The 13751-nt window shown below is 37.6% G+C and carries 9 protein-coding genes and 1 pseudogene; 2 read left to right on the forward strand and 8 right to left on the reverse strand.

What is annotated here, in order from left to right:
* Nucleotides 1–886: 886 nt before the first annotated feature.
* A pseudogene (locus VF06_RS22725) lies at nt 887–1159 on the reverse strand (helix-turn-helix domain-containing protein); the annotation flags it as partial.
* Between the two features lie 209 nt (nt 1160–1368).
* On the opposite strand from VF06_RS22725, the gene VF06_RS22730 reads away from it, so the two are divergent.
* Complete coding sequence (locus VF06_RS22730; protein WP_244918067.1) at nt 1369–1725, forward strand: cyclophilin-like fold protein; 357 nt, start codon at nt 1369–1371, stop codon at nt 1723–1725.
* 65 nt (nt 1726–1790) lie between these two features.
* Nucleotides 1791–2789: an alpha/beta hydrolase gene (locus tag VF06_RS22735; protein ID WP_143861707.1), complete on the forward strand. Its 999-nt coding sequence runs from the start codon at nt 1791–1793 to the stop codon at nt 2787–2789.
* A gap of 399 nt (nt 2790–3188) precedes the next feature.
* On the opposite strand, the gene VF06_RS22740 is transcribed toward VF06_RS22735, so the two are convergent.
* The 7 genes from VF06_RS22740 to VF06_RS22770 form a co-directional block, all read right to left on the reverse strand.
* Nucleotides 3189–5066, reverse strand: coding sequence for a TubC N-terminal docking domain-related protein (locus tag VF06_RS22740; RefSeq protein WP_099067528.1), 1878 nt, complete (start codon nt 5064–5066; stop codon nt 3189–3191).
* Nucleotides 5067–5196: 130 nt separating this feature from the next.
* Complete coding sequence (locus VF06_RS22745) at nt 5197–6525, reverse strand: phthiocerol/phthiodiolone dimycocerosyl transferase family protein (RefSeq protein ID WP_099067527.1); 1329 nt, start codon at nt 6523–6525, stop codon at nt 5197–5199.
* A gap of 38 nt (nt 6526–6563) precedes the next feature.
* Nucleotides 6564–6869: a phosphopantetheine-binding protein gene (locus VF06_RS22750; protein ID WP_099067526.1), complete on the reverse strand. Its 306-nt coding sequence runs from the start codon at nt 6867–6869 to the stop codon at nt 6564–6566.
* Nucleotides 6870–6992: 123 nt separating this feature from the next.
* Nucleotides 6993–7280, reverse strand: a complete 288-nt coding sequence (locus VF06_RS22755) for a 2Fe-2S iron-sulfur cluster-binding protein (RefSeq protein ID WP_099067525.1) — start codon at nt 7278–7280, stop codon at nt 6993–6995.
* A 139-nt stretch (nt 7281–7419) separates the two neighbouring features.
* A complete protein-coding gene (locus tag VF06_RS22760) occupies nt 7420–8718 on the reverse strand; it encodes a hypothetical protein (RefSeq protein WP_099067524.1) in 1299 nt (432 codons plus the stop codon).
* Between the two features lie 17 nt (nt 8719–8735).
* Complete coding sequence (locus VF06_RS22765) at nt 8736–10394, reverse strand: PfaD family polyunsaturated fatty acid/polyketide biosynthesis protein (protein WP_099067523.1); 1659 nt, start codon at nt 10392–10394, stop codon at nt 8736–8738.
* A 49-nt stretch (nt 10395–10443) separates the two neighbouring features.
* Complete coding sequence (locus VF06_RS22770; protein ID WP_099067522.1) at nt 10444–13710, reverse strand: PfaB family protein; 3267 nt, start codon at nt 13708–13710, stop codon at nt 10444–10446.
* Nucleotides 13711–13751: the final 41 nt, after the last annotated feature.

Genomic DNA, 13751 nt, shown 5'->3' on the forward strand with positions numbered 1-13751 from the left:
ATCAGGGTTTACGAGTTGTAGCAAATTTTTTCATCAAATCATAGTTTTATATTCAAGAAATTTTTAGTAAGCTGTTCCACGTAAAAATTGCACATTAATTCGTCAACAGCTGTTTACTTTTTACCGTTGATAGTCCACAGTCAAAGCTTCGACTGCGCTCAGCCTTGACCCTGAGCGGAATGGTCAACAGTCAGCAACCACGAATAATTTGCTTTTTTAGCGTGCATTAGCTTATAAGCAATATCAATTCATGTTTGAATGAATTCAAAATGAGTTATTACTTTGCAGACATATAAGAACAGAAGTTTCTAAAACTAGTCCCTGGCAACAATCATATTATTACTGTTAAAACAGTATTTAAATTGCTTAATTAAGCTATAGACTTCTGATGTATAAGCATATTATCCCAGGGAGATACTCAATCGCAACTCATATGCAACTCGTAATATACAGTTATTAATCTTAGGGGCGCATAGCCATACACCCCTGATACTGCTAGGTTCAGGGGAAATAAGAAGTCAAAAAAAGAAAAAGGGATGCATCTTAAAGGGGAAAGGGAAAATAGCAAACCTTTCCCCCTTTCCCCTTCCCCTTTTCCCGACTTTTACAATAAGTCTAATGGGCAAGATACACAATTTATTTTTGTTTTGTTACTCTCGAAAAATAATAATAAGAGTAAAATTATGAAAATTTGATGCAATCTAGATTTGAGGCTTTATTTCCTAATATAAACTAAAATTTATAGGCAAAAAATGGAAAATAAAGCTCCGTTAGAGTTTGGGCAATTGGATTCTACCAAAGTGACAAAAGAGGATTATTCAGCACTATCTAAGACACAAGAACACTCAGCATACAGTGTGCTACACAGAGTTATCTCCACAATATTTTAGTGAATTCTGGCAAGATGGCGGGTGTCTTGAGGAGATTGTATTGAACTAGCAGTTTCACTCACAGCTTCTCGCAGCCGCTCCACATCGCGCATCGGTGGCGCACCAAAGAGCCGCTTGTACTCCCGGTTGAAGTGCGAGGCATCGTCATACCCCACCCGGTAGGCAGCACTGGTCGCATCCAGGTTTTGCCCCAACATCAGACGGCGAGCCTCCTGGAGCCGCAGTTGCTTCTGGAACAGATCGACGGTAGGGCTGTGGACTGGATGGAACAGGTCAGCGATGAACAGTATAGAGGAAGAGCTTAATGCTTTGCAGAGGATTTCCTGGCAAGGGGAAAAATTGCCAGAAAAGAATGCTGATTTTGGTTCTCGCCCTGTTGATGTCCCTGAGTGACTCAGCCTGCCGTGCCGATAACAGTATGACCATTAGCCCCCCGTCAAAGATGCCGACTGAAATATCAACCAAGCAGGCAGACAGTATGAAGATCAACATCAAGGTCAAAGACAAAGTAATTACAGCTACTTTGATAGACAGCAAAACCACTCAGGATTTTATTTCTCTACTGCCATTAACGCTGACTTTAGAAGATTACGCGAAAACCGAAAAAATCAGTTATCTGTCAAGAAAATTATCCACAGAAGATGCACCCCCAGGCAGCGATCCGGCTGTTGGAGATATTGCTTATTACGCTCCCTGGGGGAATTTGGCGATGTTTTATCAAGATTCTGGATATGCCAACGGACTAATTATCCTCGGAAAAATAGATGGTGGCATCGAGGCATTTAAAGTTCCTGACTCTGTAAAAGTGACAATCGAGCTTGTGCGATCGCACTAAAGAGAGCAATCTGCCTATCAGAACTCAGAACATTTCGCCTCGTACCCACACATACGGAGAACTCAATGAAATACCTCGTTCTAATACCAACCGTCTTGATTGGTGCAATCTACGCAACGGTGGCATTTTCCCTCGACAAAACACAAGTCTCTCATAAAATTTCCCAAGCATCCGTAAAGCAGTCCACTATCGTCGAGGGGGCGGACAACTTCTACAAGAGCGATAAGGTAACTATGCAGAAAGTTACGTTCAAAAACCAATACAACATGAAGGTTGCGGGAAATCTCTTCATTCCCAAAGCCTTGAATCGGAACGCTAAGAATTCCGCAATCATTGTCGGACACCCAATGGGCGCAGTCAAAGAACAAAGTGCAAACTTGTATGCCCAAAAATTAGCTGAACAAGGGTTCATCACCTTGTCCCTCGATTTGTCCTTCTGGGGCGAGAGTGAGGGGCAGCCCCGCAACGTTGTTTCGCCGGATATTTATGCCGAAGATTTCAGTGCGGCGGTAGATTTTCTAGGTACTCAGTCATTCGTTGACAGGAACAGAATCGGCGTGCTGGGGATTTGTGGTAGCAGGAGCTTTGCCATCAGTGCCGCCAAAATCGACCCGCGCCTGAAGGCCATTGCCACAGTCAGTATGTACTATATGGGTGCAGCCAACCGTAACGGTTTGAGAAATTCTACAACCCTCGAACAGAGAAAGAAAGCGATCGCACAGGCGGCAAAACAACGCTATGCGGAATTCACGGGCGGCGAAACCAAATACACAAGCGGAACTGTGCATGAACTGAACGAGAACTCCACCGCTATTGAGCGTGAGTTTTATGACTTCTACCGCACTTCCAGGGGCGAGTACACCCCCAAAGGTTCATCGCCAAAACTGACAACCCACCCGACGCTGACCAGCAACGTCAAATTCATGAATTTCTACCCATTCAACGATATTGAGACGATTTCGCCTCGTCCTATGCTGTTCAATGTTGTGGCGTTTGCGATTGACCAGCCAGAAGATACAAACGCGAACGAATTTACGATTGGCCCAACCACGCAGCCTTGGTAAGGATAGTGAGGTTGGTTATAGTCCGCTCAGGTGGCACAGTGTTAAGTAGACTCGTATAACCAGGAATTCCCTGCCTTTTCAAGCAAGTGAGCGAAAGCGAAACTTGCTTATACCATTTCACTTTATAAATGATACAAATACAAGCGTCAGGACGTAGGCTCTGCCTTCTTGCAGGGTACAGCCGTTCGCTCGTACAAGTATCAATATTTTGGTGAATTGGTATTAGGCAGCAATACGGTTTAGTTAAGGCTAAAAGTCTTTGTCAAAGTCAATTTTTTTAACGTAGACGTGCAGCGGCAAGACAGAGGCTACCGCATTCGCGTAGCGTCTCGTTAGAGAAGGACGCAAACACAAGGAAGAAATGCTTAACTGAACCGTATTAGATTAGACAGGCGAGTGTCAAATTCTGCATTCACCTATTTTAGATTTGAGAGAAGCAAAATGTTTTCCACCTAGTTCAATTTGTCCTTGTATACACCCATCTTTCAATCTTTGAACTAGATATTCTAAATCATGAGCTATAAAATTTGCACCATGATCTGGTTCTATTAAACTCACTAAAGATATGTTGTTTTGTTGTTGATTAACTAAGCTAGAAATACCCAAAAAATTGAAGACGCCAGATTCATAAGTTCCGCAAGGAACAGAAGGATTATCAACACCAACGCAATGTTCATTTGGTTTAAACCAATCTAATGCTGGATAGCCGTGGAAATGAACGATTGGCGCACCATCTTTGATTAATTCAGGTGTATATAAAGCAGCTGAAAGACTGATAGCAAGCATGACATAGATATCGTAAGAAGGTTTCATGTCTACTAGCTCGGAACGAATCACTTTAGGTAGTTGCAGATATAGCTTGTCTTTCAAACCAATTCTGATGGCATCATCAGCAATATTTAAGTTTGTTTTGTTAGATCCTGAGCGAGAACTTACTAACCAAATATCTGGTATCTGTCTAAATACATACTCTTCTAATTTTTTGATTTTGGCATAACGTCTACCTTTGTCATTTTGGCGAATTTCATGGCTGCTAAACCCTGGAACAGGTAATAGATTTTCCCACTCATTTTTTGTGATTTCTATTTCTCCAAAATATTGTGGTGGTTCAGCGTAAGCAACAAAGCCATAGGAAACACCCGTTCTACCATTTATAATGGTACTGACTATATCTCTATGAGATTTTCGTTTGATAACTTTATCGAGCTTAAAACCAGGAGGAAATAAATCTGTTGATGCCAATTCTTGACCTAATTTGACTAATTTTCCAGCATAAATAGATTCTTGAGGATTATACTGCTCTACCTCAAATCGACTTAATAAAAGCGGCGCAATTGGTACAAAAACTTTAGGAATCAACGACTTTAAAACAAAATTAGCGATTTCATTTCTTCTAAAAATGGAATCTGAAAGATTCATATTTAATATAGAAATCTTATCAGATGATACTCCAATGACAATTTCTGAAAATGTTCTGATTAAGGTGTTTAAGCCAATATTAATTTTTTCTTTGTATGGAATCAGGGGATTTATAAAGTCACGATCTATGTTAGTAATGACAATTACTTGTGTTTTACTAGGATTATCAACATACTTCGCAGCATAATCTTCAGCCCAACTACTCAATCTAGCTATTTTAATTACAGGAATTTTGCGATTATTTAATATAACTCTAGAATAAATTTGATAGATGGTTTCTGCTAAAACAATGCCCAATTTTCTGACGAAAGAAGGAGGAATTTCAACATCAATAATTGCATTAACTTCTGATTTAACTCCCTTAAATTTAAAGTTTTGTTTTTTATTAATTATTGGGAGTATCAAGTCATAATTAAATTCCGCGATCGCTTCTTCCCAAGATAAAATTTTCACACCATAATATTTTAGTTGTTCTTGCAATTCTTGGCGAAATTTCAAAATTTCTTGATTCTTGTAAGTGTTGGGTAAAGGTTTAAATGTAACTGTTAATTTTTGAGCCATAATTTTAGGATCGATAATTGGCGGTTTATATTCCACAGATGATTGCTGAGCAAATCCACCAATTAAACGGCCAATTGTTTGTAGATTTAATCCTTGAGGTAAAGGAGTAGACTCTAAATCTACAGCGACATCCATTTCCTGCAAAAATGCTACAATTTCTGTTTTATAAGTAACTATTTTTTCCTGAATATCTGGTGTGATTACTCCTTTGGGAGAGCGAATCTTTAATTTGTCGTTATCAACCCACAAATCAACGCCCTGTTGTGTTAGGTTTGCTACCAGTTCTGATACGTTCATAGTTGAATAATCTCCTAATTTTTTTCATTTTGTTTTATCAGTCTTTGAAGCAGAATTTAAAAATAAATACAGAATTTGTAATCGGTGGTTGGATGGTTCATGATTAATTCTCATTATTTAAGTAATATTTTTAAATTTCAGAAGAATTATCTTTGAAATTGCAAATCTCAATAATATTAGACATGAGATTATCTACAAGATACTCCATAGTGTTTTGGCTAATTGAAGGTTGAGAAAATGCAAAATTCAAAAGCATTTTTCCTTGGAATGTGGAAACATGAATTGAAAAAACACCTGCAAAAAGACAATTAGAACTGATAAAACTGATTTCTTCGAGTTCAAAATTACCGTAATTTGTGGGAATATTAATTTTACCAACATTAGAAACAGATACGGTGGCGGCTATTTTTTTTGGATAAATACAACAAAAATTTATCAGATTTTTAGCAATTAAAATCATTTTAAAAAGTTCGCCATGCTTTTGACTAGCTTCCAACTGTTGTTTCACTTCTCTAGCTAGTTCCCAAAAGGAACTGTTTGGCTTTATGAGGTGGAATCGCATGATAGAAGAGGCTAAAATAGCTAGATTTTTTTGACTAATTTGAGGTTGTAAATGTCTCCTTAAATCAAGATATGATAAGCAATTGACTCGTATATCTTTTCTCTGACCTTTAGTTATTGTTTTAGCCACAGTCAACATCATGGCAGCACATAACGCATTATGTACTGTCGTATTTTCTTCTCTACAACAATTTACAAATTTATGAGTTAATTCTTGGCCAAGTTGTCTGTGGATAATATTGGAACTACGCTTTGCGATAGGCGCATACTTTTCAAAGCCTAATGTTTTTGGCCGGTTCCAAAGTTCTTTTAATCCAAGCTGCAACAAAAAAAATGCACTATTTATCCTACCTTTCAATCCCTTAGCCCATTGAGGTATTAGTTCTTCAATGGGCGGAAGTGGAGTTAAACTAGTCACTGAATTAATTTGTTCGCCTGAGACGATTTTTTGGCAAAAAGTTAAAATTTCTGAGTGAAGTTGAATACATGATAAACCATCTGCGATCGCATGGTGTATTGTTGTCAGTAAATAGTTGATTTTGCTATCACCTAAAACATGCACAATTACCACTCGTAGTAAATGTTTATTACTATCAATTTTCTGATTGATTTCCTCAGAAACAACTTCTTGCCACTGGTGTTTATCTAACACTTTCACCAGGCGTAAAGGAATATCTGCTGTTCCTTGACTTTGAAAGCTGAGACTATTTTTCAAACGCACAATTCGACAATTCAGACGGGGATGGCGACACTGAATCATCTCTAAAGCCTGTCTCATAGTTTCTTCATAAATTAGCCCATTAATACAGCTAATAGTTACTATGTTCCAGGTTTTAGCACGGCTATTTAAAATTTCCATAGCCTCTTCAAGGCGTCCCAGCTTTCTGTTGTAAATCATTTTTATTTTTGATATCAGTTCAAGAACAGCTTTGAAGTTTAAATTTCAAAAATTTCTGACTGTGAAGCTTTAGATTCTTCGGCTAAGCGCTGAGATAATGTTTCAATGGTGGGGTAATGCCATAATAAAATTGGAGATAGTTCAAAACCAAATAATTTCTCGGCTTTGCTCACAAGAAGCATTGCTTGTGCTGACTCTAAACCATAACTATCTAAAGGCTGTCGCACATCTATATCTTGAGGTTCGACTCCCAATTGCTCTGCAATATGAGAGACTATCCAAGCTTGAATTTCTTCTGCGGTATAAGACTGTTTTTTAATTGTTTCAGGAGTAGACTGACTCATGTTCACACCTTTAAATTTACGAGAAAGATTGAGTTTGTGCTATTGTTTTTTATCTAATTTGGGCACTATTTATTGATGCTCAAAAAAATACACCTATTTAATTGTTGTCAAGTATGTATTTGGCTAATTCGCTACCCGAATCTGAATATCACCTTGCACTATGCATTGACAAGCTAGGCGCATGTTGGGATTATCTGGAGCCAACACATCAAGTAAAATCTGCTCCTCATCCATCACAGGAGCTAAATTTTCTATGCCACTTACAACTTCGATGAGACAGGTTCCGCAAGCAACGCTACGACAACCAAAAAAAATTGAACTAGGATGTTCGTCACAAATCTTAGTTAAACGCTGATTTGCTTCGACTTGTACAGTTTTATCATCATCTTCAAAATGAACAGACACTCTCATTTCTAGATTTACCCTGATTCTGAAAAAAGTTAAACGATTTAGCACTAAAAAATCAAGAGCCAGAAATTTCCAGTAATCTATCTAAATATTATTGCTATATTCTGCGAGGGAAATTCTGACTCTTGAATTGTGACAATCATTAGGCAACTTCCACAAGTTTTTGAATTTCTTTAATTGCCAGAGCATCTTGATAACGCTCATAGCGATTACCTAATTTAGTTTTATTTAATTCTAATCCCAGTTCTTTAATCAAACGCTCTAGCTGCTGAGATTTGTATTGCCAACTTTTTTGTTCCATGTAACCAATAATATTTCGCCATTTTGGACTTAGCTGTCTCCAAGAATCAACTAGTTGATTTATATCTACCTGTTTATCAGCTAATTCTTTATGGTGCAGAGACATACGCAGTGAATTTAGCCCAATTCTAGTATCAGTCAATAACATTCCTTGGGCCGTAAGATCTAATTTCTCTAAATAAGTGGTGAAACTAGCATTAATATAGTCTTCCACAATTATCTGTAGAAAATGTCTCACAAAATCTTGAGCTTCTGGAGGAGCTACTTTATACAATTCTACCCCTAACTCAAAAGATGTCGTGTAGTGACGTGCTTCATCTGTTAAATGACCTTGATTCAATTCCACAGCTAATGGTTCATAATCAAAATCTTCAGGAGAATCAAATAAATATGCTTCGCTTTTTTTTAATTCCACATTAGCCATGTACCTATACAACAAAGTAAAACCACCCAAGCCACTTTCTTGGACTTTTTCGGCGGGTAGCATTCTCATGGCATCCCCAATCAGAAACCGTAAAACTCGATATGTGAAATTTTTATCTCGCTGCTGTGTCTCTTCCACTATTTTTTGCAGAAAGCTTTTTCCTTTTTGCAGATTAGACAAAATTCCATAAAAGCTTTCATCAAAAGTAAAACGTGTCTCGAATTTTTCAAAATCTGATTGGGGTATGACGCCAACAGTTCCATAGAAAAAACTAGGCTCATCAAAGGAACTTTGAATTCCTAATTCTCGACAGACCATATGATATACGGTTCTAAAAGACCAAATATGATCCATTTCTTCATTAGTTTCCTGATGAAGAATCATAAATTCGTCTGAGTAAAGAGCAAATACTTTCTCAGCAATACTCATATTAGATATCAAAGAATGATATTCACTATTGGCGACGTACTTATAAAAATTGGCAAAGAAAGTTGCTGATAAAATTGCCTTTTGGCGACGATTAAAAGAATGTAGATATTCACAAACTGGTACAGGTAAAGGCAGCATTCCAGGATGGGAATAGAGCTTTTCTCCTTGAATACCTTGTTTACTCATAGCTATAGCAATGGGTTTTAACTCCAAAGCATGACTATGTGCTTGCTCAAAAAGCCTATTTTGAATTTTCGGAATTCTGCGATCGATTTGAACAGTATTCATCTGATTTTCCTCCTTTATTAAAACTGAATTGGGCGATATTCACTATAGGAAGCAGGCATTTGTAAACCCTGAATTTTTAAACTTTGAATCCGGTATAAAAACGCTGCTCCAGTCATAATTTGATTAGCAACATCAACTACATGGCGATTTTTAGGATCGGATAAATAAGAACCTCTAACCCAGTCATTGAAGCTACCCATAGCCGGGCCACACCAGATTTGATAATCCATTTCTCTTCCTTGTTCGCCAAAATTAGACCAACGAGATGATAATCCCAAATACCAGCGAAAAATTAAAGCCATTTTCAGTTTGGGATTGTTAATAGCTTTGGCTAATTTATCAGGATTGCGTTGAGACAAATAAGTAACTGTTTCTTCCCAAACTGCTGCTAAACTTTTTCGCAAAATTTGTTTTTCTAATTTGTCTCTTTCTGCTACAGGAATATTTTCGATTGAGTCATAATTTTTGTATAATTCAAACAATTTTTGCGCTCGTAAAGGAAACAAAGTTCCTCTTTTGAGAACTTGCAGTTTTACTCCCATTTCAAACATATCTGCTGCGGGAGCCATCATCACATCAGCCATCTCGGCTTGAGCCAGCAAATGTTTTGTATGTTCAGAAGTTCCAGCTTCAATACAAGATTGATTAATTGAGCCAGTCACAACATAAGCAGCCCCCATCATAAACGCAGCTAAGGCTGATTGTGGTGTGGCGATTCCCCCTGCAACTCCGACTCTAACCGGTTTTTCATAACAATATTTGTTTTGAATCTCATCTCTTAATTCCAAGATTGAAGGTAACAAACAAACTAAGGGACGATTATCTGTATGACCGCCAGAATCAGCTTCTGTTGTAATATCATCAGCTACAGGAATTTTTTCAGCTAGCCTTGCTTGTAATTCAGTGATTAAACCTTGCTCAACTAATTGTTTTAAAATTTTAGTGGGAGCAGGTTGAAGAAATTTAGTTGCAACTTCTCTGCGAGAAATTTTGGCGATGATTTTATTTTTGATTTCGATTTGATTAGCTGCATTTAAACCAAGCCCAGCAGCCCGGTAATAGATGATGTTGTCACTCAAATCTAAAAATGCAGAAGCTTCTATTGTTCTTACCTGATATTTAAGATACAAATCAACTACACCGCGTTCAATAGCAGGTTCGCTAGGACTGTGGAGTAAGTTAAAAGCATAAGGCCCTTCAGGTAAAGCTTGTTGAATACGGTTAATGGCTCCTTCAACACGACTAGGAGACAAACCACCAGCCCCGAATGAACTTAATATTTTTTCTTTACCAAGAGCAATTACCAGTTCTTCGGAAGCAATACCTTGAGCCATTGCTCCTGTGGCGTAAGCATATTTTACACCATGAGATTTGAGAAAACTTGAATCGCCTAACTGTTGAGTTGATATTGGCGGAACAGCGATTATGATTTCTGCTTGTTCAGTTTTTTCTTGGTTATGAGGATATAAAGAACCTTCGTTAGTCGCACCAATTTTACCTTCGTTTCTAATAATATAGCAAGGTTTATCTAGATTTAGCAACTTAGATTTTATGCCTGTTTCATGAAAAGATACATAATCTAAAGTGCCCTGCCATATTTGATGAGAACGATGGGGAAATTCTGAGATTTTGAGATAATTACCATTTTTATTTAAGACATTATTGGTACTAATCATGTTTGAGCCTTGTGTCCGGGTTATATAGCTGAATAAAAGTATGGAAATCTCATTCTTGAAATAACTTTTGATAGCAAGCTATTTGCAACTGAATCATCGCGCTGATTTGTTTGAGTGACTCCTGTCGCAATTGTAAAAAAACAGCATGGGCTTTGGTCATCTGGGAAGCATTCTCGCTGAGTTTTTGATAAAAAGGACTGCGTAAATTCAATAACTGGGATTGCTCGTCAACTGTATAACTGGTGAAGTTATATTGATGATTTTCTGCTATTACTGTGCGATTTTCCTGAGTGGGTGATTTTTCTACGGTCTGCAAATTGTTTTCTTTTAGCAATAACTGAGTAGATTGACTACTTTTGGGAAGATTTATTTGTTCTGAAACATTCTCTAATTCTTGAGAAAAATTTTCCGCATTTTTGATGGGAGCTTCTGTAAAATAAGCATTCATTGGCGTTGATTCCTTGAACTCTGGTAGTGTATATTGCTGTTGTTTGGCATTAACAGAAGGATGCAAATTGATATCTCGAACAAGTTTGTGATTGTTCTTTTTTAAAAATGTGTAATTAACATTACTGCTGTCTAAAGTTATATTGGCAATTTTAGACTGGCTGTTGGGGAGATTTTTTTGTAAGGGAGAATATAGTGATGATAAATCTAGATGAACTCCATAACTGAGGAGTTTTGCTAAAGCTTTAATCAAGGAAGTATGATCGTCTATACCTCTTTTATTAAGTGTGACTGTCAGGTGTTGTTTTTCGTTGAGGACTTTATCAATCCATCGAGAACAGTTACTACCTGCGCCTACTTCAATAAATATGTTGAAACCATCTTGATAAACGCGATTAATTAACTGAGGAAAATTAAGCTGTTGACAGAGGTTTTTAGCAAGATTGTGAGCAACAGAATGACTGTCTAGTTTAATGGGTTTATACTCAGCTGCGGAATAAAAGATAGTCTCTGATACGTTTTGGGTAGGTAATGTATTTAATCTCACAAGTTCATCGTACTCAGAACACATTGGTTCGCAGTGAATCACATGAGTGAAAGGAGCAGAAAAGGCATCACAATTAAGATTGTTGATTACCCGTTGACACCCTTGGATATCACCAGCGATCGCCACTTCTTCTGTAGTATTAATTAAAGGCAAATAAACTCGCTTTTCATGTTTAATTGCTTCTCTCACACGAGACACTGGACACATAACAATATAGTTACGCCAGAAATCTTCATCTTTTTCATCTTCTGCTGGAGATAATCCCCAATAATCCCGCACAGCATTTTTTGGCCCAGATAACCTTGTCTTCAATAAAGATGATGAATTAAAGCCTTCACTACCTTCTTGAAACTGAGTCCACACACCTTGAGCCAACATCATACTAATTTCGCCCAAGCTATAACCAAAAGCACATTCAGCCTTTAGTTGAAAGTAATTTTTCAAAATCGCTGTCATCAGTCCAGCACAGGCCATTTCTGATTCCAATACTGCTACTGAATCATTGAGAAATTGTTTTTCTAAAACTTCTAATTGCCTATTGGATAATCTTTGTAAACTGCGGGGATAAATCAGCTTTTCTACGTTGGCTACACGCTTATAAATGCTACCAATGAGGGGGTCATCATAAAGTTGAGGAAACAAACGAAACAAATTTCGACCTATTCCCAAATAAGCACTAAAAGCACCAGGATAAACGAAAGCAACTTTAGCTTTTTCTTTCAGTGGTTTAGCTGTAAAATAACTACCTAAAGGAGTTTGCCAATCTTTCCCAGTCTCGAAGGCATTAGTAATACCTTTGAGGGAATGCTGAATTTCTCGTTGCAATTCATCTTCATTGTGTCCGAGAATTGCTACAACATAAGTCGCCGGTTGACGCTGTTGAAAAGTTGCAAAAGTCTCGCTAGCAGCAGCAGAAAGGGAAGAACAATTTTTAAGAGTTTCTTGGAGATTGTCGATTTCTGTTAATAAACTTGCTTGGTCGTCAGCAGCGATCGCAAATAAATAATAAGGCATTTGCTCTAAATATTTGCTGCTATAATGCTTCTGACTAACTTCCTCAGACAAAATTAAATGTGCATAGCTACCGTCTACCTCAATTCCATTAATGGCAGCAATTCTTTTAATACTTCCTTTTTCTAGAAACCAAGGTTTTGATTCAGTGGCCACATAAAAAGGACTACCTTGCCAAACCTCTGGCATTTTAGGTTTAGACCAATTGGGAACTGCGGGAATATAGCGATGATATAAACACAATGCTGTTTTGATTAAACTTACTATTCCCGATACAGCATAGGTATGACCGATATTTGCTTTGACACTGCCAATTGCACAAGTTAAATTGACTTCGGATGTACGATAGGCCGCAATCAAACCTTTAATTTCTAACTCATCTTCCTGGGGAATTCCACTACCAACAACTTCTAAATAATTAATTTCTTTTGGTTTGATATTTGCCAATTCCAAAGCGAACTGACAAGCTTGTGTAACTGCTGCTTGGGGACTGGCATTGATTGAATTTTCCACGAGACTGAGGGCGTCAATTGTTGCATAGATGCGATCGTTTTCTTGTTTTGCTGTTTCGTGGAGTTTTAAAACCACAGCCGCCGCACCTTCACCTACTATCCAACCATTGACATTTTCATCGAAACTGAGAGTGTTTACCCCCGTGTTGACTTTTGTAATTTGATTTCGGCAAAAAACACTAGTGCCATCCCCAGCCAACTCCACCGCACCAATTAAAACAGCGTCTACTTCTTTAATAGCCAGTAATTTTTGTCCGAGTTCTAAGGCTTTGAAAACAGAATTTTCTCTGGCACTTAATGTAAAGACTGGGCCAGCAAAATTCCACAATTTAGAAATATAATTAGCTAAATTGTTTTCGATGTAACTTTGATTAACTTCCGTTTCTGGAAGTTGAGGAAAAATCAATTCTGTAGCCGTCACCAAAATAATTGCTATTCTTGTTCCTTGAGGAAGTGCGGCATCTTTCAAAGTGCGATCGGCTACCTCAAGCATCAACAAATCTTGAGGATTAAAATTGTCTACTGTTTCTGGTGCAATTCCCAAACGCAAAGTATCAATTTCAAAATCTTGGATGTATGCGCCTAATGGTGCGAAATCTTGGTGTAAATTAGAGTTTTTTAATAACTCTTGTTGTGTTTCTATTCCTTGCCATCGCTGGGGAGGTATGGAAATAAAATGTTGAGTTCCTTCAAAAATACTACGTTCAAAGATATCTAATCCATTACAACCACCGCCTAAATAGCAATTCATTCCCACAATCGCTATTTTAGGAATTTTATTTCTGGCAAATTCTTCCATCACCTATGTCCTCAAGCTGATTTATGGATTTTTTGGTGTTG

Source organism: Nostoc linckia z4 (genome assembly GCF_002608075.1).
Taxonomy (GTDB): domain Bacteria; phylum Cyanobacteriota; class Cyanobacteriia; order Cyanobacteriales; family Nostocaceae; genus Nostoc; species Nostoc linckia.

Coding starts and splice junctions, on each gene's coding strand:
- VF06_RS22755 (WP_099067525.1), bottom strand. CDS start 7,280: ATGAGAGTGTCTGTTCATTTTGAAGATGATGATAAAACTGTACAAGTC.
- VF06_RS22740 (WP_099067528.1), bottom strand. CDS start 5,066: ATGAACGTATCAGAACTGGTAGCAAACCTAACACAACAGGGCGTTGAT.
- VF06_RS22770 (WP_099067522.1), bottom strand. CDS start 13,710: ATGGAAGAATTTGCCAGAAATAAAATTCCTAAAATAGCGATTGTGGGA.
- VF06_RS22760 (WP_099067524.1), bottom strand. CDS start 8,718: ATGAATACTGTTCAAATCGATCGCAGAATTCCGAAAATTCAAAATAGG.
- VF06_RS22750 (WP_099067526.1), bottom strand. CDS start 6,869: ATGAGTCAGTCTACTCCTGAAACAATTAAAAAACAGTCTTATACCGCA.
- VF06_RS22730 (WP_244918067.1), top strand. CDS start 1,369: ATGAAGATCAACATCAAGGTCAAAGACAAAGTAATTACAGCTACTTTG.
- VF06_RS22735 (WP_143861707.1), top strand. CDS start 1,791: ATGAAATACCTCGTTCTAATACCAACCGTCTTGATTGGTGCAATCTAC.
- VF06_RS22765 (WP_099067523.1), bottom strand. CDS start 10,394: ATGATTAGTACCAATAATGTCTTAAATAAAAATGGTAATTATCTCAAA.
- VF06_RS22745 (WP_099067527.1), bottom strand. CDS start 6,525: ATGATTTACAACAGAAAGCTGGGACGCCTTGAAGAGGCTATGGAAATT.